The 21,794-nt window shown below is 72.0% G+C and carries 22 protein-coding genes and 1 riboswitch; of the genes, 15 read left to right on the forward strand and 7 right to left on the reverse strand.

Translation table 11 applies throughout. The features are described 5' to 3' along the window. Genes cobO through cobM form a run of 5 tightly spaced genes read left to right on the forward strand, consistent with a single transcriptional unit; the run spans position 1 to position 4,216 of the window. Entirely contained in the window at positions 1-591 is a 591-nt protein-coding gene (cobO, locus tag AW273_RS13580; RefSeq protein WP_062348647.1) for a cob(I)yrinic acid a,c-diamide adenosyltransferase, read from the forward strand. After that, positions 585-1,937 (forward strand): cobyrinic acid a,c-diamide synthase CobB, encoded by a 1,353-nt coding sequence (locus tag AW273_RS13585; RefSeq protein WP_062348648.1) that lies wholly within the window; start codon positions 585-587, stop codon positions 1,935-1,937. The genes cobO and AW273_RS13585 overlap by 7 nt, the downstream gene beginning before the upstream one ends. After that, complete coding sequence (locus AW273_RS13590) at positions 1,934-2,302, forward strand: PPOX class F420-dependent oxidoreductase (protein WP_062348649.1); 369 nt, start codon at positions 1,934-1,936, stop codon at positions 2,300-2,302. The genes AW273_RS13585 and AW273_RS13590 overlap by 4 nt, the downstream gene beginning before the upstream one ends. Beyond that, positions 2,295-3,455 carry a bifunctional cobalt-precorrin-7 (C(5))-methyltransferase/cobalt-precorrin-6B (C(15))-methyltransferase gene (locus tag AW273_RS13595; protein ID WP_062348650.1) on the forward strand — a complete coding sequence of 387 codons (1,161 nt, stop codon included), beginning with the start codon at positions 2,295-2,297 and terminating at the stop codon, positions 3,453-3,455. Before AW273_RS13590 ends, AW273_RS13595 begins: the two co-directional genes overlap by 8 nt. Next, positions 3,452-4,216: a precorrin-4 C(11)-methyltransferase gene (gene cobM, locus AW273_RS13600; RefSeq protein ID WP_062348651.1), complete on the forward strand. Its 765-nt coding sequence runs from the start codon at positions 3,452-3,454 to the stop codon at positions 4,214-4,216. The genes AW273_RS13595 and cobM overlap by 4 nt, the downstream gene beginning before the upstream one ends. On the opposite strand, the gene AW273_RS13605 is transcribed toward cobM, so the two are convergent. Genes AW273_RS13605 through AW273_RS13620 form a run of 4 tightly spaced genes read right to left on the reverse strand, consistent with a single transcriptional unit; the run spans position 4,165 to position 7,983 of the window. Beyond that, complete coding sequence (locus AW273_RS13605; RefSeq protein WP_062348652.1) at positions 4,165-4,887, reverse strand: cobalt-precorrin-6A reductase; 723 nt, start codon at positions 4,885-4,887, stop codon at positions 4,165-4,167. The genes cobM and AW273_RS13605 overlap by 52 nt on opposite strands. Continuing rightward, positions 4,884-6,368: a precorrin-2 C(20)-methyltransferase gene (locus tag AW273_RS13610; protein WP_062348653.1), complete on the reverse strand. Its 1,485-nt coding sequence runs from the start codon at positions 6,366-6,368 to the stop codon at positions 4,884-4,886. Before AW273_RS13610 ends, AW273_RS13605 begins: the two co-directional genes overlap by 4 nt. Further along, positions 6,368-6,985, reverse strand: a complete 618-nt coding sequence (locus AW273_RS13615) for a precorrin-8X methylmutase (protein ID WP_062348654.1) — start codon at positions 6,983-6,985, stop codon at positions 6,368-6,370. The genes AW273_RS13610 and AW273_RS13615 overlap by 1 nt, the downstream gene beginning before the upstream one ends. Continuing rightward, positions 6,982-7,983, reverse strand: coding sequence for a ferredoxin-like domain-containing protein (locus AW273_RS13620; protein WP_232327380.1), 1,002 nt, complete (start codon positions 7,981-7,983; stop codon positions 6,982-6,984). Before AW273_RS13620 ends, AW273_RS13615 begins: the two co-directional genes overlap by 4 nt. A 49-nt stretch (positions 7,984-8,032) precedes the next feature. Further along, positions 8,033-8,198, forward strand: a riboswitch (cobalamin riboswitch). Between the two features lie 33 nt (positions 8,199-8,231). On the opposite strand from AW273_RS13620, the gene AW273_RS13625 reads away from it, so the two are divergent. After that, the gene (locus AW273_RS13625) at positions 8,232-11,783 is read left to right on the forward strand and encodes a cobaltochelatase subunit CobN (protein WP_062348655.1); all 3,552 of its coding nucleotides are present in this window, start codon (positions 8,232-8,234) and stop codon (positions 11,781-11,783) included. Here the strand turns inward: AW273_RS13625 and AW273_RS13630 are convergent. Both AW273_RS13630 and AW273_RS38595 read right to left on the reverse strand, forming a co-directional pair. Beyond that, positions 11,773-12,660, reverse strand: coding sequence for a serine/threonine-protein kinase (locus AW273_RS13630; protein WP_063909948.1), 888 nt, complete (start codon positions 12,658-12,660; stop codon positions 11,773-11,775). The two genes, AW273_RS13625 and AW273_RS13630, sit on opposite strands and share 11 nt — an antisense overlap. A 156-nt stretch (positions 12,661-12,816) precedes the next feature. Then, positions 12,817-13,056 (reverse strand): hypothetical protein, encoded by a 240-nt coding sequence (locus AW273_RS38595; RefSeq protein ID WP_232327382.1) that lies wholly within the window; start codon positions 13,054-13,056, stop codon positions 12,817-12,819. Between the two features lie 330 nt (positions 13,057-13,386). Between AW273_RS38595 and AW273_RS13640 the strand changes: the two genes are divergently transcribed. The 9 genes from AW273_RS13640 to AW273_RS13680 all read left to right on the forward strand — a co-directional run bounded on the left by AW273_RS13640 (position 13,387) and on the right by AW273_RS13680 (position 20,527). Continuing rightward, positions 13,387-13,596, forward strand: coding sequence for a ubiquitin-like protein Pup (locus AW273_RS13640; protein ID WP_030452398.1), 210 nt, complete (start codon positions 13,387-13,389; stop codon positions 13,594-13,596). A gap of 211 nt (positions 13,597-13,807) precedes the next feature. Beyond that, a complete protein-coding gene (gene prcB / locus AW273_RS13645) occupies positions 13,808-14,623 on the forward strand; it encodes a proteasome subunit beta (RefSeq protein WP_062348657.1) in 816 nt (271 codons plus the stop codon). A gap of 21 nt (positions 14,624-14,644) precedes the next feature. Then, positions 14,645-15,439 (forward strand): proteasome subunit alpha, encoded by a 795-nt coding sequence (prcA, locus tag AW273_RS13650; protein ID WP_062348744.1) that lies wholly within the window; start codon positions 14,645-14,647, stop codon positions 15,437-15,439. A gap of 127 nt (positions 15,440-15,566) precedes the next feature. Then, positions 15,567-15,929, forward strand: coding sequence for a hypothetical protein (locus tag AW273_RS13655; RefSeq protein WP_062348658.1), 363 nt, complete (start codon positions 15,567-15,569; stop codon positions 15,927-15,929). A gap of 289 nt (positions 15,930-16,218) precedes the next feature. Next, positions 16,219-16,842, forward strand: coding sequence for a hypothetical protein (locus AW273_RS13660; RefSeq protein WP_062348659.1), 624 nt, complete (start codon positions 16,219-16,221; stop codon positions 16,840-16,842). Positions 16,843-16,912: 70 nt separating this feature from the next. Continuing rightward, positions 16,913-18,271, forward strand: coding sequence for a Pup--protein ligase (pafA, locus tag AW273_RS13665; RefSeq protein WP_030452402.1), 1,359 nt, complete (start codon positions 16,913-16,915; stop codon positions 18,269-18,271). Positions 18,272-18,346: 75 nt separating this feature from the next. After that, positions 18,347-19,381 (forward strand): FKBP-type peptidyl-prolyl cis-trans isomerase, encoded by a 1,035-nt coding sequence (locus AW273_RS13670; protein WP_062348660.1) that lies wholly within the window; start codon positions 18,347-18,349, stop codon positions 19,379-19,381. A gap of 10 nt (positions 19,382-19,391) precedes the next feature. Beyond that, positions 19,392-20,042: a helix-turn-helix transcriptional regulator gene (locus AW273_RS13675; RefSeq protein WP_062348661.1), complete on the forward strand. Its 651-nt coding sequence runs from the start codon at positions 19,392-19,394 to the stop codon at positions 20,040-20,042. A gap of 32 nt (positions 20,043-20,074) precedes the next feature. Further along, entirely contained in the window at positions 20,075-20,527 is a 453-nt protein-coding gene (locus AW273_RS13680) for a DUF3291 domain-containing protein (protein WP_062348662.1), read from the forward strand. A 190-nt stretch (positions 20,528-20,717) separates the two neighbouring features. Here the strand turns inward: AW273_RS13680 and AW273_RS13685 are convergent, their stop codons facing one another. Beyond that, the gene (locus AW273_RS13685) at positions 20,718-21,791 is read right to left on the reverse strand and encodes a DUF3866 family protein (protein ID WP_062348663.1); all 1,074 of its coding nucleotides are present in this window, start codon (positions 21,789-21,791) and stop codon (positions 20,718-20,720) included. Positions 21,792-21,794: the final 3 nt, after the last annotated feature.

Here is a 21,794-nt window from a genome sequence, read left to right on the forward strand (position 1 = left end):
ATGCCGCAGGGTCAGCCGGAGAACGTCCCGGACGACGGGCTCACCACCCGCCAGCGCCGGACCCGGCCGCTGGTCGTCGTGCACACCGGGCCCGGCAAGGGGAAGTCGACGGCCGCCTTCGGCCTGGCGCTGCGCGCCTGGAACCAGGGGTGGCCGATCGGGGTCTTCCAGTTCGTCAAGTCCGCCAAGTGGCGGGTGGGCGAGGAGGCCGCGTTGAAGGCGCTCGGCGAGATCGGGCCGCCGGTCGCCTGGCACAAGATGGGTGACGGCTGGTCGTGGATCCGCAAGCCGGGCGACGACCACGCCGCCAACGCCCGTGAGGGCTGGGCGCAGATCAAGCGGGATCTCGCCGCCGAGACGTACCGGCTGCTGGTCCTCGACGAGTTCACGTACCCGATCAAATGGGGGTGGATCCCCGTCGGCGACGTCATCGAGACCCTGCGCGACCGGCCGGGGTCGCAGCACGTCGTCATCACCGGCCGGGACGCCCACCCCGACCTGGTCGCCTTCGCCGACCTCGTCACCGAGATGACCAAGGTGCGCCACCCGATGGACGCCGGGCAGAAGGGGCAGAGGGGCATCGAATGGTAGCCCGGCTGGTCGTCGCGGCGCCGTCGTCGGGCGCGGGCAAGACGACGATCGCGACCGGCCTCATGGCCGCCCTGGTCGACGCCGGGCTGACCGTCTCGCCGCACAAGGCGGGTCCCGACTACATCGACCCCGGCTACCACGCCCTGGCGACCGGGCGGCCCGGCCGCAACCTCGACCCGTTCCTGACCGGCGAGGAGCTGGTCGCGCCGCTCTTCCGCCACGGCGCGCGCGACGCCGACATCGCGATCGTCGAAGGCGTCATGGGCCTGTTCGACGGCCTGCCGGACGGCTACGCCTCCACCGCCCACGTGGCGCGGCTGATCGACGCCCCGGTGGTCCTGGTCGTCGACGCCACCGGGCAGGGGCAGTCGGTCGCCGCGCTGGTGCACGGCTTCGCCGGGTTCGACACGCGGGTGCGGATCGGCGGCGTGATCCTCAACCGGGTGGGCTCCGACCGTCACGAGGAGGTGTGCCGGGCCGCGCTCGACCACAGCGGGGTGCCGGTCCTCGGCGTCGTGCGGCGCACGCCGGGCATCGAGACCCCGTCGCGCCACCTCGGCCTGATCCCGGTGGCCGAACGCCGCCGCGAGGCGCTGGAGGCGGTGGCCCGCCTGGGCGACCTGATCGCGGCGGGCTGCGACCTGAAGGCGCTGGTCCGGCTGGCCCACACCGCCCCCGCCCTGACCGGAGAACCGTGGAGCCCCGAAGCGGCTGCCGCCCAGAACGCCACGAAGACCGGCGAGCACCGTCTGGGGCACCGTCTGGGGCACCGCACGACGAAGGTCGCCGTCGCGGGTGGGCCCGCGTTCACCTTCGGCTACGCCGAGCAGACGGAGCTCCTCGAAGCCGCGGGCGCCGAGGTCGTCCCCTTCGACCCGCTCCGCGACGAACGCCTCCCCGACGGCACGAGAGGCCTGATCCTCCCGGGCGGCTTCCCCGAGATGCACGTCCACGACCTCGCCGCCAACGAGCCGCTCAAGCGGGAGATCGCCGCGTTCGAGGGGCCGATCCTGGCCGAGTGCGGCGGCCTGCTCTACCTGACCAGGGAACTCGACGGTCATCCCATGGTCGGCCGCGTCGACGCCACGTCGCGGATGTCGCCCCGGCTCACCCTCGGCTACCGCGACGCCGTCGTCACCCGCGACACCGTCATCGGCCGGACCGGGGAGCGCGTGCGGGGGCACGAGTTCCACCGGACCGTCACCGATCTCCCCGGTGAGCGGGTCTACCGCTGGCGCGGCGGCGCCGACGGGTACGCTGCCGGGCGGATTCTGGCGTCCTACCTGCACCTTCACTGGGCGGGCACGCCGGAGGCAGCGACCCGTTTCGTCAAGGAGTGCGGATGAGCTTCGAGGAGTTCTGGACCGAGCGGCACCTGTGCACGCTCACGACCCTGCGGGCCGACGGCACACCCCACGTGGTGCCCGTCGGGGTGACGCTCGACGGCGACATCGCCCGGGTCATCACCTATTCGACCTCGCAGAAGGTGCGCAACGTCCGCGACGGCGGGAACCGCGTGGCGGTCTGCCAGGTCGACGGAGCACGCTGGTCGACCCTGGAGGGCGTGGCGACCGTCAACGACGACCCCGAGGCGGTCGCGCTGGCCGTGCGGCTCTACACGGCCCGGTACCGCGAGCCGAAGCCCAACCCGCTCCGGGTCGTCATCGAGATCAAGATCACTCGTGAGCTGGGGAACGTGCGGCGTGACTGACGTGGTGGTCGTCGGCATCGGCGCCGACGGCTGGGCGGGCCTGGGCGAACCGGCTCGCGAGGCCGTCATGAAGGCCGAGGTCGTCGCCGGGTCCCCCCGCCAGCTCGCCCTGCTGCCCGAGGTGCCGGGGGAACCCCGGCCGTGGCCCTCGCCGCTGCTGCCCGCCCTGCGGGAGCTGCTCGGCAGCGGCCGGCGCGTCTGCGTGCTGGCCAGCGGCGACCCCATGCACCACGGCATCGGCGCGACCATCGCCCGCCTGGGCGTGCCCGGGGTGCGGGTGATCCCGCATCCGTCGTCGGTGTCGCTGGCGTGCGCGCGGCTCGGCTGGCCCGTCGAGTCGGTCACGGTCGTCAGCATGGTCGGCCGCCCGCTGGCCGCCGTCTTCGCGCCCGGCCGCCGCTTCATCGTGCTCAGCGAGGGGAGCGGCTCTCCCGCCGCCGTGGCCCGCGCCCTCGAATCCGGCGGGTACGCCCAGAGCTCGATCACCGTCCTGGAACGACTGGGCGGGCCGGGGGAGCGGGTCGGCCCCCTCCGCGACGACGTCGACCCGCTGAACGTGGTGGCGGTGGAGTGCCGGTCGGCCGACCCGCTGCCGATCGTCCCCGGCCTGCCCGACGACGCCTACGACCACGACGGCCAGCTCACCAAACGCGAGGTCAGAGCCGTGGTCCTGGCCTTCCTGCGGCCGAACGGCCTGTTGTGGGACGTCGGCGGCGGCGCGGGCAGCATCGCGATCGAGTGGATGCGCGCCGACCGCGCCTGCCGCGCGGTGAGCGTGGAACGCGACCCGGCCAGGGCGGCCCGCATCGCGGGGAACGCCGCGAGGCTGGGCGTACCGGGCCTGAGGGTCGTCACCGGAACGGCCCCGCGGGCCCTCGCCGGGCTCGACCCGCCCGACGCCGTCTTCGTCGGCGGCGGCCTCACCACCGAGGGTGTCCCGGAGACGTGCTGGCGGGCGCTCGGGCCGGGCGGCCGCCTGGTGGCGACGGCCGTCACCGTCGAGTCGGAGGCCGTCCTGGCGGCCTGGCACCGCGCGCACGGCGGCGACCTCACCCGCCTGTCGGTCAGCCGGGCCGCGCCGGTCGGCGGGTTCACCGGCTGGCGTCCCGCCATGCCCGTGACGATCTGGTCAGCGAGAAAGGACCCCACGTGATCCGCTTCGTCGGCGCCGGCCCCGGCGCGGCCGACCTCATCACCGTGCGCGGACAGCGGGTGATCGAGACCTCTCCGGTCTGCCTGTACGCCGGTTCGCTCGTCCCCGCCGAACTGCTGGATCACTGCCCCCCGGGGGCCAGGATCGTGGACACCGCCGACCTGAACCTCGGCCAGATCCTCGCCGAGATGACCCGCGCCCACGAGCGCGGCCTCGACGTGGCCCGCCTGCACTCGGGCGACCCGTCGCTCTTCAGCGCCATGGCCGAGCAGATGCGGCGGCTCGACGCGGCCGGAGTGCCCTACGAGGTGGTGCCGGGGGTGCCGGCCTTCGCCGCCGCCGCGGCGTCGCTCAGACGCGAGCTCACGGTCCCCGGAGTGGCCCAGACGATCATCCTGACCCGGACCTCCGAGCGCGCCACCCCCATGCCGCCGGGGGAGGATCTCACCACGCTCGGCCGGTCGCGGGCGACGATGGTGCTCCACCTGGCGGTCCAGCGCATCGAGCCGGTGACGGCGGAACTCGCCGGGAGCTACGGGCCGGACTGCCCGGTGGCCGTGGTCGCCTACGCCTCACGCGCCGACGAGGTCGTCATCAGGGGGACGCTGGGCGACATCTCGGAATCGGTGCGGGCCGCCGGGGTGAGGCGGACGGCGGTCATCATCGTCGGCCGGGCCCTCACCGCGGAGCAGTTCCCCGACAGCCACCTCTATTCGGTGGCGCGCACCCAATCGGCCGCCTCCGCCACCGTCTCCACGTAGGGCACCTCCGGGGGGATCGGCGGGCGGCGCACCATCACGACCGCGACGCCCAGCTCACGGGCGGCCCGCAGTTTGGCGCGGGTCAGCTCGCCGCCGCTGTCCTTGGTCACCAGGCTGTCGATCCGGTGCTCCCGCATGAGGGCCAGCTCACCTTCGAGGGTGTACGGCCCCCGCGACAACACGACCTCCATCGACACCGGGTCGTCCGGCGGATCGACCGACCGCGCCAGGAACCACACGCCGGGGACGCCGTCGAAGACCGGCAGGCTCCGGCGCCCGGTGGTCAGGAACACCCGTTTCCCGGGCAGCGACCGGGCCGCCTCCTCCAGCGAGGAGACCCACCGCCAGTCGTCGCCGGGCTCCTGCGTCCAGCCCGGCCGCCGCAGCCCGAGCAGCGGGATCCCGGTCATCCCCGCCGCCTCGGCCGCCGCCTCGGACATCTTCGCCGCGAACGGATGGGTCGCGTCGACGACCACGTCGACCGGGTGCTCCCACAACCAGCGGGCCAGCCCGAGCGACCCGCCGAACCCCCCGATGACGACCGCCCCCACGGGCAGCCGGGGCGCCTTGACCCGGCCCGCCAGCGAGGTCACCACGACGTGTTCGGGGTGCAGCCGGGCCGCCAGTTCGCGGGCCTCGGCCGTGCCCCCGAGGATGAAGACGCGTTTCATGCCGGGTAGCGGCGCGGGGTGAACACCACGTCGCCGGCCACGCGGGTGGTCGAGGAACCGATGATCAGCAGGCAGCGCATGTCCACCTCCGCAGGGTCGAGGTCGCCGAGGGTCGTCACCACGATTCTCTCCTGAGGGGTGCCCACCGCCCGCCCGACGACGACGGGCGTGTGCCCCGGACGGTGTTCGAGCAGCAGGTCGCGCGCCACCCCGACCTGCCAGGTGCGGGTCTTGGACGCCGGATTGTAGATCGCGAGGACCAGGTCGGCGGCGGCCGCGGCGGAGATCCGCCGGGCGACCACCTCCCACGGCTTGAGCTGGTCGGACAGAGAGATCACACAATAGTCGTGGCCGAGCGGCGCGCCGACCCGGGCGGCCACCGCGTGCGCGGCCGTCAACCCCGGGACGACTCTGACCGGCACGCCCGCGAACCGTTCCTGGGTGGCCGCCTCCAGCACGGCCGACGCCATCGCGAACACGCCCGGGTCGCCCGACGACACCACCGCGACCCGCGCTCCGGCCAGGGCCAGGGAGAGGGCGTGCTCGGCCCGTTCGGCCTCGACCCGGTTGTCGGTGGCGTGCCGCTTCTGGCGCGGGTTCGGCGGGACGCGGTCGAGGTAGGGGCCGTAGCCGACGAGCTCGTCGGCGGTGGCCAGGGCGTCCTGGGCCTCGGGGGTCAGCCAGGGGCGTCCGGCGGGGCCGAGGCCGACGACGGCCACCTCGCCGGGGCCCTCGTGGCGCGGCTGCTCCGGCAGCGGGAGCGGCGCGCCGACCGGGGAGGGCAGCAGGGCGAGGGAGAAGTAGGGCACCGAGTCCGGGTCGACGTCGCGCAGCGGCGCGAGACGCTGGGCGCCGGTGGTGGCGCGTTCGACGTACCAGGCCTCGTCGAGGCGGCCCGCCTCCTCCAGGGCGGCGCGGACCTTGGTGAACGTGCGGCCCAGCTTCATGATCGCGACCGGGCCCGCGCCGATGCGGGCCGCCAGTTCCTCGGCCGGGAGGGTGCCGGGCAGCACCGTCAGCGTCTCGTCGCGCTCGACCAGGGGGCGGCCCAGCGCCGCCGCCGCGCCGCTGATCGAGGTCACGCCCGGGACGACCTCGGTCGGGTAGCGGCCCGCCAGGCGCTTGTGCAGGTGCATGTAGGAGCCGTAGAAGAGCGGGTCGCCCTCGCACAGCACCACCACGTCGCGGCCCGCGTCGAGGTGGGCGGCCAGGCGGGCGGCGCAGGCGGCGTAGAACTCGTCGAGGGCGCCCTGGTAGCCGCCCGGGTGGTCGGTCGTCTCCGTCGTCACGGGGTAGACCAGGGCCTCCTCGATCTGGCCCTCGCGCAGGTAGGGGGCGGCGACCGAGCGGGCGATGCTGCGGCCGTGCCGGGCGCTGTGGTAGGCGATCACCCCCGCCTCGCCGAGCAGCCGGGCCGCCTTCACGGTCACCAGTTCGGGGTCGCCGGGGCCGAGGCCCACGCCATAGAGCGTTCCGGTCATCATTCCTCGTCACTGGCGATGGCGTTCAGGGCCGCCGCCGTCATCGCGCTGCCGCCTCGGCGGCCGCGTACCACCAGAAACTCCAGGCCGGACGCCGCCAGGGCGTCCTTCGACTCGGCCGCGCCGATGAAGCCCACGGGGATGCCGACCACCGCCGCCGGGGCGGGCGCCCCGTCCGCCACCATCTCCAGCAGGCGGAACAGGGCGGTCGGGGCGTTGCCGACCGCGACCACCGCGCCGCCGAGACGGTCGCGCCACAACTCCAGCGCCGCCGCGCTGCGGGTGGTGCCCAGGTCCGCCGCCAGGGCGGGCACCCGCGGGTCGGCGAGGGTGCAGATCACCTCGTTCGCGGCCGGCAACCGCCTGCGGGTCACCCCCGCCGCGACCATGTTGGCGTCGCAGAGGATGGGCGCGCCCGTCTCCAGCGCCCTGCGCGCCGCCGCGACGACCCCGCTCGACCAGGCCAGGTCGCCCGGCAGGTCGACCATGCCGCAGGAGTGGATCATGCGGACCGCGACCCGCGCCACGTCGGGCGGGAGGGCCGACAGGTCGGCCTCGGCGCGGATGGTGGCGAAGGACCGGCGGTAGATCTCCGCCCCGTCCTTGATGTAGGTCACGGTTCACTCCGCTGGTAGCCGGAAGGGGTGGCGATCAGGTCCACGACCTCGCCCCGGGGCCGGCCGCACCGTCGCGCGCAGCCGGACCAGTGGACGGGGACGCCGATGGGCTTCGCGTCGTGCTGGACGTCGGTCAGCGACTTGGCGCAGCCCGGCCTCCCGGTGCAGGCGGTGACGTGGAGCCACGGGTCGCGGGGGTCGGTGACCAGCCCCTCGGGCAGCCGCGTGCCCTTCGGGACCAGGACGGTGCGCCACGGGGTGATCCGCAGCCGTTCGGCCTCGGCCAGGACCGCCGCCTGCCGCGCGGTCAGCCGCCCGAGGGGGACCAGCGCGCCGGTCGTGTCGCCGAAGTCGCCGACATACCCGCTGGTCCGGGGCTTGGGCAGCGCCGCCGGGACGCCGGGGAACGTGCCTTCGGGGATGCGCCAGGCGCCGTCGGAGACCCGCAGGAAGGTCTGTGCCACTTCGACCGCTTGGTGGACGGCCCGGGCGGGCGGGAGCCGTAACCGAAGATCGGTCTTTCCCGCGACGACGGCGAAGCGGTCGCCGCGGGACATCAGCACCACGTCGGCGCCCAGCCCCGCCACGTCGCCCGAGCCGTCGTCGACCGCGAACAGGAACCGCCCGGACAACCCGGCCAGTTCGGGCGTCGCGCAGATCGCCTCGTCGAGTGCCCGGACCAGCCCGCGGAACGCGGCCGAACCGTTCAGCGGCGAGGCCACGATGTTGCGCACCCGCTCGTGCGACGGCGCGGGCAGCAGCCCCGCCGCCGCGACCGCCGCGGCGAACGCCGCCGGGTCGTGCACGCCTCTGACCTGGATGTTCGCCCGCGAGGTCAGTTCCAGCACGCCTCCTCCCGAGGCGGCGAGCACGCCGAGCTGGGCCCCCGTCAGGTCGCCCCCGGGCAGCCGGACCCGGGCCAGCGGCCCGTCGGCGGCGGGGTGGACCTGCAGCGCGCCGGGGCAGGCATCGCGCGAGGAATGTCCGGTAATGGCCACGTCGAGGATGGTAAAGCCCGCCGTGGGTCTTGCAAGCCGGGGGAGTCCCGTAGTCTCATCGGGCGACGGCACAAACGAGGAAGCCGGTGTGAATCCGGCGCGGTCCCGCCACTGTCACCGGGGAGCGAACCCCACTTACGGCCACTGTCACAGGGAAGGCCGGGGTGAGCCCTGATCCGGGAGCCAGGAGACTCGGCCGTCACCTGGACAGACGACCCGGGGCGCGGACCCCGAGGGAGGGCTTCGCCATGATCGTTTTGCTGTCGACCTCGGACACCGACCTCCTGAGCGCCCGGGCGAGCGGCGCCCCCTACCGCCTGGCGAACCCTTCCCGGACCCCCGACCCGGCCGCGTTGCTCGACGGCGCCGACGTGGTCGTGGTGCGCCTGCTGGGCGGCCGGCGGGCCTACGAGGAGGGCCTCGACGCCGTGCTGGCCGGCGGGAAGCCGGTCGTGGTGCTGGGCGGTGAGCAGGCCCCCGACGCGGAGCTGATGGAACTGTCCACCGTGCCCGGCGGGGTGTGCGCCGAGGCCCACGCCTACCTGGCCCACGGCGGCCCGTCGAACCTGGCGGAACTGCACAACTTCCTGAGTGACACCCTGCTGCTGACCGGCAACGGCTTCGCCCCTCCGGCGGCGCTGCCCTCCTGGGGCCTCGGCGAGGTGGTCCTCCCTCAGGCGGGACCGGCCGGGCATCCGGACAGCGCTCCGCGCAGTCCGGAAATTTCGGGACATGCGACGCCGGTCGTCGGGATCCTCTACTACCGCGCCCACCACGTCGCCGGCAATACCGCTTTCATCCAGACCTTGTCCGAAGCCATCGTGGACAAAGGCGGCCGCCCGCTCCCCGTCTACTGCGCCTCGCTGCGCACCGCCGAGCCCGGCCTGGTCGACACGCTGCGGCAGTGCGACGCCCTGATCGTCACGGTCCTGGCCGCCGGGGGCACCCGGCCCGCCGCCGCGCAGGCGGGCGGCGAGGACGAGGCCTGGGACGTCGGCGCCCTCGCCGACCTCGACATCCCGATCCTCCAGGGCCTCTGCCTCACCACCGACCGGGCCACCTGGGAAGCCGCCGACGACGGGCTCTCCCCGCTCGACGCCGCCTCGCAGATCGCCATCCCCGAGTTCGACGGCCGGATCATCACCGTCCCGTTCTCGTTCAAGGAGATCGACCCCGACGGGCTCACCGTCTATGCCGCCGACCCCGAGCGCGCCGCGCGGGTGGCCGGGGTGGCGGTCCGGCACGCCCGCCTGCGCCACATCCCCGCCGGCGAGCGCCGCGTGGCGATCATGTTGTCGGCCTACCCGACCAAGCACTCCCGCATCGGCAACGCCGTCGGCCTCGACACCCCCCGCAGCGTCGTCCGGCTGCTGAAGGCCATGGGCGAGGCCGGATACGCCGTCGGCGACCTCCCCGGCGTGGCCGCCCAAAACGGCGACGCCCTCATCCACGCCCTGATCGCCGCCGGGGGCCAGGACCCCGACTGGCTCACCGACGAGCAACTCGCCGGCAACCCGGTCCGCATCCACAAGGACGACTACCGGGCCCACTTCGACGGCCTCCCGGCCGGCCTCCGCGAGGCGATGGAACGCCATTGGGGGCCGCCCCCGGGAGAGCTGTTCGTCGACGGCGACGACATCGTCCTGGCCGCCCTCCAGGACGGCAACCTCGTCGTCATGGTCCAGCCGCCGCGCGGTTTCGGCGAGAACCCCATCGCCATCTACCACGACCCCGACCTGCCGCCGAGCCACCACTTCCTGGCCGCCTACCACTGGCTCTCCTCCCGGTACGACGCCGTCGTGCACGTCGGCAAACACGGCAACCTCGAATGGCTCCCCGGCAAGTCGGCCGGCCTGTCGGCCGCGTGCGGCCCCGACGCCGCCCTGGGCGACCTGCCGCTGGTCTACCCATTCCTCGTGAACGACCCGGGCGAGGGCACCCAGGCCAAACGCCGCGCCCACGCCACCCTGGTCGACCACCTGGTGCCGCCGATGGCCCGCGCCGACACCTACGGCGACATGGCCCGCCTGGAGCAGCTCCTCGACGAGCACGCCTCCATCGCCGCCATGGACCCGGCCAAGCTCCCGGCGATCCGGGCCCAGATCTGGACGCTCATCCAGGCCGCCCGCCTCGACCACGACCTCGGCCTCGACGACCGCCCCCACGACGCCGAGTTCGACGACTTCCTGCTGCACGTCGACGGCTGGTTGTGCGAGGTCAAGGACGTCCAGATCCGCGACGGCCTGCACGTCCTCGGCCAGGTCCCCGAGGGCGAGGCGCGGGTCGACCTGGTGCTGGCGATCCTGCGCGCCCGCCAGATGTGGGCCGGCGACCAGGCGCTCCCCGGCCTGCGCGAGGCCCTGGGCCTGACCGAGAACGCCGCCGCCCGGCCCGACGTCGACGAGGCCGAGGCGAGGGCCCGCGAGCTGGTCGCCGCGATGGAGGCGGCCGGCTGGGACCCCGCCGCCGTGACCGCCGACGGCGCGGTCGGCGACATCCTGCGGTTCGCCGCGACCGAGATCGTGCCCCGCCTGAACGGCACCGCCGACGAGATCACCAACGTCCTGCACGCCCTGGAGGGCGGCTACGTCCCCGCCGGTCCCAGCGGTTCGCCGCTGCGCGGCCTGGTCAACGTGCTGCCGACCGGCCGCAACTTCTACTCCGTCGACCCCAAGGCGGTGCCCAGCCGCCTGGCCTGGGAGACCGGCCAGGCGATGGCCGAATCGCTCGTCGAGCGCTACCGGGCCGACACGGGGGAGTGGCCCCGCTCGGTCGGCCTGTCGATCTGGGGCACCAGCGCCATGCGCACCTCGGGTGACGACGTCGCCGAGGTGCTCGCCCTGCTGGGCGTGCGCCCGGTCTGGGACGACGCCTCCCGCCGCGTCACCGGCCTGGAGATCGTGCCCGCCGCCGAACTGGGCCGCCCGAGGGTCGACGTCACCGTCCGCATCAGCGGCTTCTTCCGCGACGCCTTCCCCCACGTGGTGGCGCTCATGGACGACGCGGTCCGGCTCGTGGCCGACCTCGACGAGGCGGACAACTACGTCCGCGACCACGTCAGGGCCGACGGGTCGACGCTGCGCGTCTTCGGCTCGGCCCCCGGTGCCTACGGCGCCGGTCTGCTCCCGCTGATCGACAGCCGCACCTGGCGCGACGACCGCGACCTCGCCGAGGTCTACGCCGTGTGGGGCGGCTTCGCCTACGGCCGGGGCGTGGACGGCGTGCCGGCGCGGGAGGCGATGGAGGCGGCGTACCGGAGGATCAACGTCGCGGCGAAGAACGTCGACACCCGCGAGCACGACATCGCCGACTCCGACGACTACTTCCAGTACCACGGCGGCATGATCGCCACCGTCCGCGCCCTCACCGGACGCGACCCGAAGGCCTACATCGGCGACTCGACCCGGCCCGACGCGGTCCGCACCCGCAGCCTCACCGAGGAGACCAGCCGCGTCTTCCGCGCCCGGGTGGTCAATCCGCGCTGGCTGGCCGCCATGCGCCGCCACGGCTACAAGGGCGCCTTCGAACTGGCCGCCACCGTCGACTACCTGTTCGGCTACGACGCCACCACGGGCGTGGTCGCCGACTGGATGTACGACAAGATCGCCGCCACCTACGTCCTGGACGAGGAGAACCGCAAGTTCCTCGGCGAGTCGAACCCCTGGGCCCTGCACGGCATCGCCGAGCGGCTGCTGGAGGCGGCCGGACGCGGCATGTGGGCCGAGCCCGACCCCGAGATCATGGCGGCCCTGCGGCAGGTGTTCCTGGACACCGAGGGCGACCTGGAATCTACATCGTAAAGGCGTCGGGCGGCAGGTAGTCGGCCCGCCGCCCCGGCGTCGCCGCCGCGATGCCCTCACGGTGTAACAGGCCCGCCAGCAGCAACGACACCTCCCTGCCGGGCAGCCGGTCGCGGGCCCGCCGGCGCAGCAGCCCGTTGAGCACGGGCACGAGCGCCCCCGCCTTCGAGGGCGGATCGGGGTCGCGGGTGGTGGCCAGGCCGAGCACCGACATGGCCGTGCCGAGGAAGGGCGGCCGCCCCTCGACGGCGGTGTAGATCGTCGCGCCCAGCGACCACAGGTCGGCCGCCGGGGTGGCCGGGCCGCCGCTCATCCGCTCGGGCGCGATGAAGTCGACCGTGCGGGTGACCGGGACGGTCGTCGGGGCCGTCGCCTCGTGTTCGAGGGCCGCGATGCCGAAGTCGGTCAGCACCACCCGGTCGCCGGTCAGCAGCACGTTGGCCGGTTTGATGTCGCCGTGGACGACCCCGGCGTCGTGGGCGTGCCGCACGCCCGCCAGGAGCTGGTAGCCGATCCACGCCGACCAGTGGACCGGCAGCGAGCCCAGGTGCTCGATGGTCTGCTGGAGGGTCAGCCCTTCGAGGAATTCGGTCACGATGTAGAGGCGGCCGTTCTCCTCCAGCAGGTCGTGGACCGTGATGATGGCCGGGTGGCTGAGCCGGGCCGCGGAGCGGGCCTCGTTGAGCGCCTTGCGCCGGGCCAGCTCCATGTCGGGCCGGTCGGTGCGGTAGGGCGGCTGGACTTCCTTGATCGCGACGTCGCGCTTCAGCAGCAGGTCGTGGGCCTGCCACATGATGCCCGAGCCGTCACGGCGGATCGGGATGGTGAGCTGGTAACGGGCCCCCAGCAGTTTCTGCTTCGCGCGTTCGGGTCTCACCGGAGGACCGGGCGTGCCCGACGTGGAGCTCCCATGGTGAGCCTGCGCCGTGTGCTTACCGATCTGAACCAACCACCTGTCTGACCCGAATCCGAGCTCCCCATGCGCTCAATATTCTCGTGGTCCGAAGGCGGTTTCGCTCCGTATCCGGGAGATCTAGAGCAACCCGATTCCCAGGATGATCGTACCCGCCGCCAGCGACGCCCCGCCCAGCCCGGTGAGCCAGATCAGGCGGTTGGGGCGGGTGTCCTTCGGCCGTACGACCGACAGGAAGAACCCCAGCGGCATCAGCACCGGCGCGGCCACGATGAGCCACTGCGCGAGGGACCGTAATCCGGGGGAGAGGCCGGCCTGGTCGAGATAGATCAGCGCCACGAGCGAGAAGAGCACGAGCACGCCGGCGTGGGCGTGTCCGGCACGCCACAGTCCCCGTCTGACTGGATTGTCCAGATATCCGGGTATACGTCCGAGTATGTGAGCGAGCAGACTGGCCCCACCGAAGGCGACGCCGGGCACGGTGATCAGCAGGATCCCGGCGGTGGTAAGGGTGGAGGGAGACATTAGAGCGCACCCCGATCTGATTGGATAGTCGCACTGTCTGATGATTATTGGATAGCGAGACTATCTGGTCAACCCGTTTGAAGATCGCATGGCGATTCAGGCGAGTTGTCGGTCGGTTCGGGGAAGATATGAAGCAGACACGTCCCCCGAGTGGAGGTATCACCGATGGCGAGCAGGGACACCGGCGGTCAGAAGCAGACGGGCCGGCAGGAGACCGAGACCGAGCAGGTCGAGGAGCAGTCGGGAAGCGACGTCCAGGAGCGCCACGAGAAGCTCAGCGACGACGTCGACTCCATCCTCGACGAGATCGACGAGGTCCTCGAGGAGAACGCCGAGGAGTTCGTCCGGTCCTATGTGCAGAAGGGTGGCGAGTAAAGGGGCCAACGCCCACCTCGCCCACGTCCCTCGTCGCGGTCGCGGAACCCTCCGCCGGCCGCGACGAGTCGTTTCCGGCGAAAATTTCCGATCATGAACCCGGTTCGCGGTGAGCTGATCGGGAAGAGTGCAACCAGCGCTGTGACATGAGTAGGGTCGGCGTAAACAACACGACCTAGGAGGGAGTCGCGTGGCATCTCAGCAGGCCTGGATGAACAACCTCTTCACCAATACGGGTTCCTCGTCCTTCACCGAGTTCCTGCGTGGCTACGCCCCGGAGATGCTCCCGGGCAACCGCGACGCGCTGCCCGCCCCCGTCGGCGAGCAGATCCCCCACGCGACCACGATCGTGGCGGTCACCTGCGCCGGCGGCGTGGTGATGGCCGGCGACCGGCGTGCCACCTCGGGCAACATGATCTCCAACCGGGACATGGAGAAGGTCTTCCGGACCGACGAATACTCCTGCATGGGCATCGCCGGCACCGCCTCGACCGGCATCGAGATGGCCCGCCTCTACCAGGTCGAGCTGGAGCACTACGAGAAGCTCGAAGGCCGCTCCCTGTCGACCGACGGCAAGGCCAACCGCCTCGCCGCCATGGTGCGCGGCAACCTGGGCGCCGCCATGCAGGGCCTCGTCGTCGTCCCGATCTTCGCGGCCTACGACGAGAAGATCGGCGGCGGCCGCATCTTCGGCTACGACGTCGGCGGCGGCCCCTACGAACACCAGCTCTACCACTCGATCGGCTCCGGTTCGATCTTCGCCCGCGGCTCGCTGAAGAAGCTCTACCGCGAGAACGCCGCGCCCGACGAGGCCGTGCTGACCGTGCTCCAGGCGCTCTACGACGCCGCCGACGACGACTCGGCGACGGGCGGCCCCGACGTGACGCGCAAGATCTGGCCGGTCGTGGCGGTCATCACCGACGAGGGCTTCCGCCGTCTTCCCGACGAAGAGGTCACCGCCGCCGTCGAGACGCTGCTGGCCGGCCGGATGATCGATCCCGACGGTCCGACCGCCCCGCTGCGCTAGAAAGGAAGCCCACAGGTGTCCATGCCGTTCCCTTACGCGTCGCCTGAACAGATCATGCGCGACCGCGCGGAATACGCGCGGAAGGGCATCGCCCGAGGCCGCAGCGTGGTCGTGGTCCAGTACGCCGACGGCATCCTGCTGGTGGCCCCGAACCCGTCCAAGGCGCTGCACAAGATCAGCGAGATCTACGACCGCATCGGCTTCGCCGCCGTCGGCCGCTACAACGAGTTCGAGACCCTCCGCCAGGCCGGCATCCGCTACGCCGACGTCAACGGCTACAACTACAACCGCAACGACGTCACCGCCCGCGCGCTGGCCAACGTCTACGCCAGCCAGCTCGGCATGATCTTCACCGACTCGATCAAGGCCCTGGAGGTCGAGATCGTCGTCGCCGAGGTCGGCGAGACGTCCGACCAAGACCAGATCTACCGCCTCACCTTCGACGGCTCGGTCTTCGACGAGCAGGGCATGGCCGTCATCGGCGGCCAGTCCGACACGGTGGCCACCCGCCTGAAGGAGCGCTACCGTCCGGGCGCGCCCCTGGCCGACGCCCTCGACGCCGCCCTGAGCGCCCTGACCGAACCGGGCGGCGAACGCCCCTCGGCCGCCCAGCTCGAGGTCGCCGTCCTCGACCGCAACCGCGAACACCGCAAGTTCCTGCGCCTCAGCGGCCCCCGCCTGGAGCGCCTCCTCACTCCCGCCCAACCGGCTGCCCCCGAGACCCCCGCCGCCCCCACGACCCCCGAAGGCGGCCCGAAGCCCCCGCCCACGGCCCCCGAGGGCGACATCGACACGGGCTCCGAACCACCGCTCTAACCGAACAGACGCCGTATGGGCCGCCCGCCGATGTCGGCGGGCGGCCCCATACGTGCTCCGCTCGCTCGGAAGGGCTGAGAATCCCCAGCGCAATGCTCGCTCAAGCGAGAGACGAGGAGCTCGCCCGATGGAGGCGACCGGACCGATGACCGATGAGGAGCTCGCCGAGATCGAGGAACTGGTCGACGCCACCACTCCCGGGCCCTGGTACGTGCGCAACCTCGACGACGAGTACGCCATGTGCCTGGTCGCTGTCGGCACCACCCCCGACACCGGGCGCGGTGAACGCCGTCCGGAGTTCGACCACGGGGAGATCGTGGCCGGCACCCTCATTCAGCAGCCCCGTTACGTCGACGTCGCCGACGGACGCTGGGACGAGAACGCCCGGTTCATCGCCGAGGCCCGGCGGCACGTGCCCCGGCTGGTCGCCGAGGTCCGGCGGCTCCAGCGGCTGCTCGCCGAAGCGCGGCACGACCACGCCGAGATCTGACGGCGGCGCCGCCCGAAGCCCGCCCGAGGGGGCCGCCGCGGTCTCCCCGATCGGCATTCGAACGGTGCGGAGGGGACCGCCGCGATCAGGCCTTCTCATGACGCCGTCACCGTCCGACGCCGGACCCGGAGGGTGGCCCCGGAGTGGTCGGGTGGCCGGCCAGGCGGAGCCGTAACGGAGAATCCGCTCTTTCCACGAACGGCGCGAGGTTTTGAGCGGTGCTTTCGGATTCCCCCATACAGCTCAACTTGCACGGACTTAACACGGGTTTCGCTAGGCTCGTCCCGCTATGACGATCACATTCCGGCGGGCCCTGCTGGCCCTGGCCGTCCTCCCGATTGCCGCCTGTTCCTCTCCTGCCGAGACGGCGGCCCCCGCTCCAACGGTCACCGCCACGGTCACCGAGACCGTCACGGCCCCCGCGCCGCAGCCGACGGAGACCGTCGCGGAGCCCACGGAGAGCGCCGCGCCGACCCAGACGCCCCAGGTGAGCGCCGACGTCGACAAGGAGGACCCGATCTCGGCCCGCACCCCGAAGATCAAGTCGGCCAAGTTCCAGTACGACGAGGGGCACGACTTCACCCAGATGTCCCCGAGCGCCGACGGCGTGCTGCGCGGCCGGATCGTCTCCGTCGAGGGCGACGAGGCCCGTTATGTGCCGGTCCGTTACGCGGGTGGTGACTTCGTCGGGCCCGAGGGCGGCATGACCTACGCCGCGCCGATCGCCCCGGACGTGGTGTTCCTCAGCGCGGTCGGCTGCAAGGGCAACGACCAGACGATCAACTCGGCCGCGCTCGGCACCGAGAAGTGCCCGCGCGAGCGTCTGCTGGAGCTCGCCGCGCAGGGCGAGCCCACCTCGCTGATCACCGTGAAGAGTGGCCAGATCGTGAAGGTCGTCGAGATCTATTACTGAGGTTCGCGGGGAATGTAGACGACCATGAGTTTCCTACCGCACACGACGGATCTGGGAATAGGGTGAGGTGATGGATCGTCGCATCTTCGGGCTGGAGAACGAGTACGGCGTCACCTGCACGTTCCGGGGCCAGCGCAGGCTGTCCCCCGACGAGGTGGCCCGCTACCTGTTCCGGCGAGTGGTGTCCTGGGGCCGATCGAGCAACGTCTTCCTCCGCAACGGCGCCCGTCTCTACCTCGACGTCGGCAGCCATCCTGAGTACGCCACCCCTGAATGCGACAACGTCGTGGAGCTGGTCACCCATGACAAGGCGGGCGAGCGCATTCTCGAAGGGCTGCTCGTCGACGCCGAGAAGCGCCTCCGCGAGGAGGGCATCGCCGGTGACATCTACCTGTTCAAGAACAACACCGACTCGGCCGGCAACTCCTACGGCTGCCACGAGAACTACCTCGTCGGCCGGCACGGCGAGTTCGGCCGCCTGGCCGACGTCCTGATCCCCTACCTGGTCACCCGGCAGATCATCTGCGGGGCCGGCAAGGTGCTGCAGACCCCGCGCGGCGCCGTCTACTGCGTCTCCCAGCGGGCCGAGCACATCTGGGAGGGCGTGTCGTCGGCGACGACGCGGAGCCGTCCCATCATCAACACCCGCGACGAACCCCACGCCGACGCCGAGCGCTTCCGCCGGCTCCACGTCATCGTGGGCGACTCCAACATGAGCGAGACGACCATGCTGCTCAAGGTCGGCGCCACCGACCTGGTGCTGCGCATGATCGAGGCGGGCGTGGTGATGCGCGACCTGTCGCTGGAGAACCCGATCAGGGCGATCCGCGAGGTCTCCCACGACATGACCGGCCGCCGCCGGGTGCGGCTGGCCAACGGCCGCGAGGCCTCCTCGCTGGAGATCCAGCAGGAATACCTCGGCAAGGCGAAGGACTTCGTCGACCGCCGCGGCGGCGACGAGACCAGCAAGCGGGTCCTCGAACTCTGGGAGCGCACCCTGCGCGCCGTGGAGACCGGCGACCTCGACCTGGTCTCGCGGGAGATCGACTGGGTCACCAAATATCAGCTCATTGAACGTTACAGAAAGAAGTACGACCTCCCGCTCTCCTCGCCGCGGGTCGCCCAGCTCGATCTGGCCTACCACGACGTGCACCGCAAGCGGGGGCTGTTCTACCTGCTGCAGAAGCGGGGGTCGGTCGAACGGGTCGCGTCCGACATCAAGATCTTCGAGGCGAAGTCGGTTCCGCCGCAGACCACGCGGGCCCGGCTGCGCGGCGAGTTCATCCGCAAGGCCCAGGAGAAGCGGCGCGACTTCACCGTCGACTGGGTCCACCTGAAGCTCAACGACCAGGCCCAGCGGACCGTCCTCTGCAAGGACCCGTTCCGAAGTGTTGACGAACGGGTCGACAAGCTGATCGCGGGAATGTGATCTCCTTACGACGGGCAGACGGCGGGTTCGGGTAGTGTGACCCGAACCCGCTGTCATATTCCTGAGGACTTTCACATGCGCCGCCGCACGGCCATAACCGCCGCCGCACTTCCTTTGCTGCTGTCCGCCGTCGCGTGCGGCACCGCACAGAAGACGGCCACCGGAGCCAGCCCTTCCGCCGCCGCCACGAGCGCCGCGCCCAGCGCCGCCGCCTCGTCGGACGCCGCCGCGGCCGCCCCGGTCGGCCCCGCCGCCGACCCGAAGGACATCAAGGTCACCGGCGCGCTGGGCAAGAAGCCCAGTGTCACCTTCCCGAAGGGCGGCCCCGCGCTGACCTCGTCCGCCCGTGTCATCTCCGAGGGCGACGGCGCCGGCGCCGCCGAGGGTGACACGCTGGTCGCCAAGGTGAGCGTCTGGACGTGGGACGGCAAGGAGAACAAGGCCACCGGCTCCGCCTACGACACCGGCCAGTCGGAGTTCGTGCCGATCAGCCAGCAGCAGATGCCCAAGGCGCTCTACGACGGCCTGCTGGGCAGCAAGCCCGGCGGTCGCGTGCTCGTCGTGGTCGGCAAGGACTCGATCGACCCGGCCGTGGTCGAGCAGGCCAAGAGCCAGGGCACCGACTTCACGACCAGCTCGCAGGTGCTGGTCATCGACGTCGTGTCGGCGACCGCCAAGGCCGCCAAGGGCAAGGCCGCCGACCCAGCCATCGAGGGTGTCAAGCTTGTCAACCCGGGTGACGACAGCGCTCCGACGCTGACCACCACGACCACCGCGCAGCCGCCGAAGGACCTGACGGTCAAGACCGTCATCCAGGGTGACGGCCCGAAGGTCTCCGAGAACCAGACGGTGATGGTCCACTACACCGGCAAGATCTGGGGCACCGACAAGCAGTTCGACAGCTCGTGGGAGCGCAAGCAGCCGACCTCGTTCGCGCTCAACCAGGTCGTGCCCGGCTGGAAGCAGGGCCTGACCGGCGTCAACGTCGGCAGCCGCGTCCTCATCACGATCCCGCCGGCCCTCGGCTACGGCGAGGCCGGCCAGCCCGACGCCGGCATCAAGGGCACCGACACCCTGGTGTTCGTCGTCGACGTGCTCGGCGCGCTGTAAGCCGGTAAAGATGGACGACCTCGCGGCGGTCGCGGCCCTCAACGATCCCGTCCGCCGTGAGCTCTACCGATTCGTCACCTCGAAAGGCCGCCCGGTCGGGCGCAACGAGGCCGCCGAGGCGGTCGGCGTCGCGCGCCCCCTGGCGGCCTTTCATCTTGACAAGCTTGTCGAGGCGGGCCTCCTGGAGGCCGATTTCGCCCGCCTGACCGACAAAAAGGGCCCCGGCAGCGGGCGCCCGGCGAAGGTCTACCGCCGCGCCCCGGGGGAGCACGTCGTGAGCGTGCCGCCGCGCGACTATCGCACCCTCGCCCTCGTCCTGGCCGAGGTGGTCGACTTGCTGGGCGGCGACGAGGTGGCCGAGAAGGCCGCCCACCGCATCGGCGCCCGCCTCGGCGCGGAGAGCGCCGCCACCTCACTCCCCGGCCTCCTCGCCGAACGCGGCTACGAGCCCTACGACGACGACGGCGTGCTGCGCCTGCGCAACTGCCCCTTCCACGTGCTCGCCGAGGAGCAGCCGCTGCTGGTGTGCTCGATGAACCTCTCCCTCTGCCGGGGCCTGCTCGAAGGCCGGGGCGAGCCCGGCGCGCCCCGGCTCGACCCGCTGCCGGGGGAGTGCTGCGTCGTCTTCCCCCAAGAGATCTCTAAAACAAATCAAAGTTGACATAGAAGGCCCGGCTTTGCGACGGTGAGGTCATGCACCTGGCCCAGTTCAACGTCGCCCACATGCGCGCGCCCGTCGACGACCCCCTGCTGACCGAGTTCGTCGCCGCCCTCGAACCCGTGAACACGCTGGCCGACGCCGCGCCGGGCTTCGTGTGGCGCGCCATCGCCAACCCGGACGACCCCGAAGAGACCATCACCCACGAGTTCGGCGACCACCTGCTGATCAACTACTCGATCTGGGAGTCCCGCGAGACGTTGTGGAACTTCGTCTACCGCTCGGCCCACCTGGCGATCCTCCAGCGGCGGCGCGAGTGGTTCCACCGCGTGGCCGAGCCCTACACGGTGATGTGGTGGGTGCGGGAGGGCGAGATCCCGTCGTTCAAGGAGGCGTGGCACCGGCTGACCCTGCTGAGGGAACAGGGCCCGTCGCCGGACGCCTTCACCTTCAAAGAGTTCTACGAACCCAACGGCGATCGGGGATAGGGGGTCACTCCGCCGCGCCGTCCGGGGTCCTCTCCTTCCGCCCCGTTACGGCTCCGCCCGCCCGGCTCCGCCCGCCGCCCCCGGCCCGCGCCGCATCCGGCGCCAACCGGCCGCGCCCGCATCGCGCGGCCACGAGCAGGTGTTCGCCACAAGCCAGACCGGCAGTGGCCGGGACCCGGCGCGTCGCCGGTCAGCCGGGCAGGAGGGTGGCGGCGTGGCGGCCGGCCGCCGCCGAGGTGAGGAAGCAGGCCAGGTCCTGGTCGAGTTTGCGGCCCATGGTCGACAGACCCACCGGGGAGGCCTTGAGGGCGTCGTACAGGCCGTCGACCTGGACCTTCACCAGGTTGTGGCGTTCGCCCAGGGGCTTTGCCTGGTGCTCGACCCTGGCGCCGAACGCGCCGCCCAGCTCCGGGACGACGACGTCGGCGCGGGTCAGGGCGACGCGGCCGTAGGCGGTGAGACTGTGATGGGAGACGCCGATGTGGCGCTCGCGGAGGTCGCCCTCGCTGACACGCAGGGCGGCCACCGGGCGGCCGTTCAGAACGCCGGCGGCGTTGATCGCCTCGCCCGCCGAGACGCCCGAGAAGCCCCACTTCGTTCCGGTGCCCAGGTTGCCGGGACCCTGGGCCACGACGGTCAGGTCGGCGTTCAGGATGTGGCGGGCGGCCAGCAACCCCGTGTGGGTCGTCACCGCCTCCAGGTCGCCGCCGAACGCCTGGCCGACCGTGACAACGCCTGTCAACCAGCCGATCTCGCGCAGCTTCGCGCACGCCATCGAGAACCACGCCGGGAGCGCGCCGCCGTCGAGCATCACGTAGGCGACCCGGGCCGCCGGGCGGTCCCGATAGAGGCCGCACAGGATCGCGGGCAGCGCGGAGTGCAGGTCGGCGACCACGACCGGCATCCCGTCGAGGGAGTCGGCCTCCCGGAGGACCTCGTGGTGAGGGGAGTCCTGCTCGTCGGCGCCCAGAACCGTGGCCTGCAACGGGGTGTAGCGGGCCTTGACCAGATGGCCCGGCCCTGAAGGATCTTGTGGCAAACGGTCGGGAACGGCCACCACCATGGCGTAACCTCCCGTACCGAGGCCCATGGCGAGGGCGGTCGTGTTCAGCAGCACCGTGTCGCCGGGCTCGGGGCGGCCCACCAGTGGCGGATAGGCCAGCGCCCGGCATCGGGAGCCGTCGTCGACGGCGACCTCGATCTCGAGCGCGCCGGGCCATTCGCGCCTGATCTCACGGACCTCGCCCCTGCGCCATCTGATCACCGG

The organism is Herbidospora yilanensis, from assembly GCF_001570565.1.
Taxonomy (GTDB): Bacteria; Actinomycetota; Actinomycetes; order Streptosporangiales; family Streptosporangiaceae; genus Herbidospora; species Herbidospora yilanensis.

What these genes read in the sequence shown, in the direction of transcription:
- AW273_RS13655 (WP_062348658.1), top strand. Translation starts at nt 15,567, where the DNA reads ATGGAGGCGACCGGACCGATGACCGATGAGGAGCTCGCCGAGATCGAG.
- pafA (WP_030452402.1), top strand. Translation starts at nt 16,913, where the DNA reads ATGGATCGTCGCATCTTCGGGCTGGAGAACGAGTACGGCGTCACCTGC.
- prcA (WP_062348744.1), top strand. Translation starts at nt 14,645, where the DNA reads ATGCCGTTCCCTTACGCGTCGCCTGAACAGATCATGCGCGACCGCGCG.
- prcB (WP_062348657.1), top strand. Translation starts at nt 13,808, where the DNA reads ATGAACAACCTCTTCACCAATACGGGTTCCTCGTCCTTCACCGAGTTC.
- AW273_RS13660 (WP_062348659.1), top strand. Translation starts at nt 16,219, where the DNA reads ATGACGATCACATTCCGGCGGGCCCTGCTGGCCCTGGCCGTCCTCCCG.
- AW273_RS13625 (WP_062348655.1), top strand. Translation starts at nt 8,232, where the DNA reads ATGATCGTTTTGCTGTCGACCTCGGACACCGACCTCCTGAGCGCCCGG.
- AW273_RS13680 (WP_062348662.1), top strand. Translation starts at nt 20,075, where the DNA reads ATGCACCTGGCCCAGTTCAACGTCGCCCACATGCGCGCGCCCGTCGAC.
- AW273_RS13675 (WP_062348661.1), top strand. Translation starts at nt 19,392, where the DNA reads ATGGACGACCTCGCGGCGGTCGCGGCCCTCAACGATCCCGTCCGCCGT.
- AW273_RS13670 (WP_062348660.1), top strand. Translation starts at nt 18,347, where the DNA reads ATGCGCCGCCGCACGGCCATAACCGCCGCCGCACTTCCTTTGCTGCTG.
- cobO (WP_062348647.1), top strand. Translation starts at nt 1, where the DNA reads ATGCCGCAGGGTCAGCCGGAGAACGTCCCGGACGACGGGCTCACCACC.
- AW273_RS13610 (WP_062348653.1), bottom strand. Translation starts at nt 6,368, where the DNA reads ATGACCGGAACGCTCTATGGCGTGGGCCTCGGCCCCGGCGACCCCGAA.
- AW273_RS13605 (WP_062348652.1), bottom strand. Translation starts at nt 4,887, where the DNA reads ATGAAACGCGTCTTCATCCTCGGGGGCACGGCCGAGGCCCGCGAACTG.
- AW273_RS13590 (WP_062348649.1), top strand. Translation starts at nt 1,934, where the DNA reads ATGAGCTTCGAGGAGTTCTGGACCGAGCGGCACCTGTGCACGCTCACG.
- AW273_RS13640 (WP_030452398.1), top strand. Translation starts at nt 13,387, where the DNA reads ATGGCGAGCAGGGACACCGGCGGTCAGAAGCAGACGGGCCGGCAGGAG.
- AW273_RS13585 (WP_062348648.1), top strand. Translation starts at nt 585, where the DNA reads ATGGTAGCCCGGCTGGTCGTCGCGGCGCCGTCGTCGGGCGCGGGCAAG.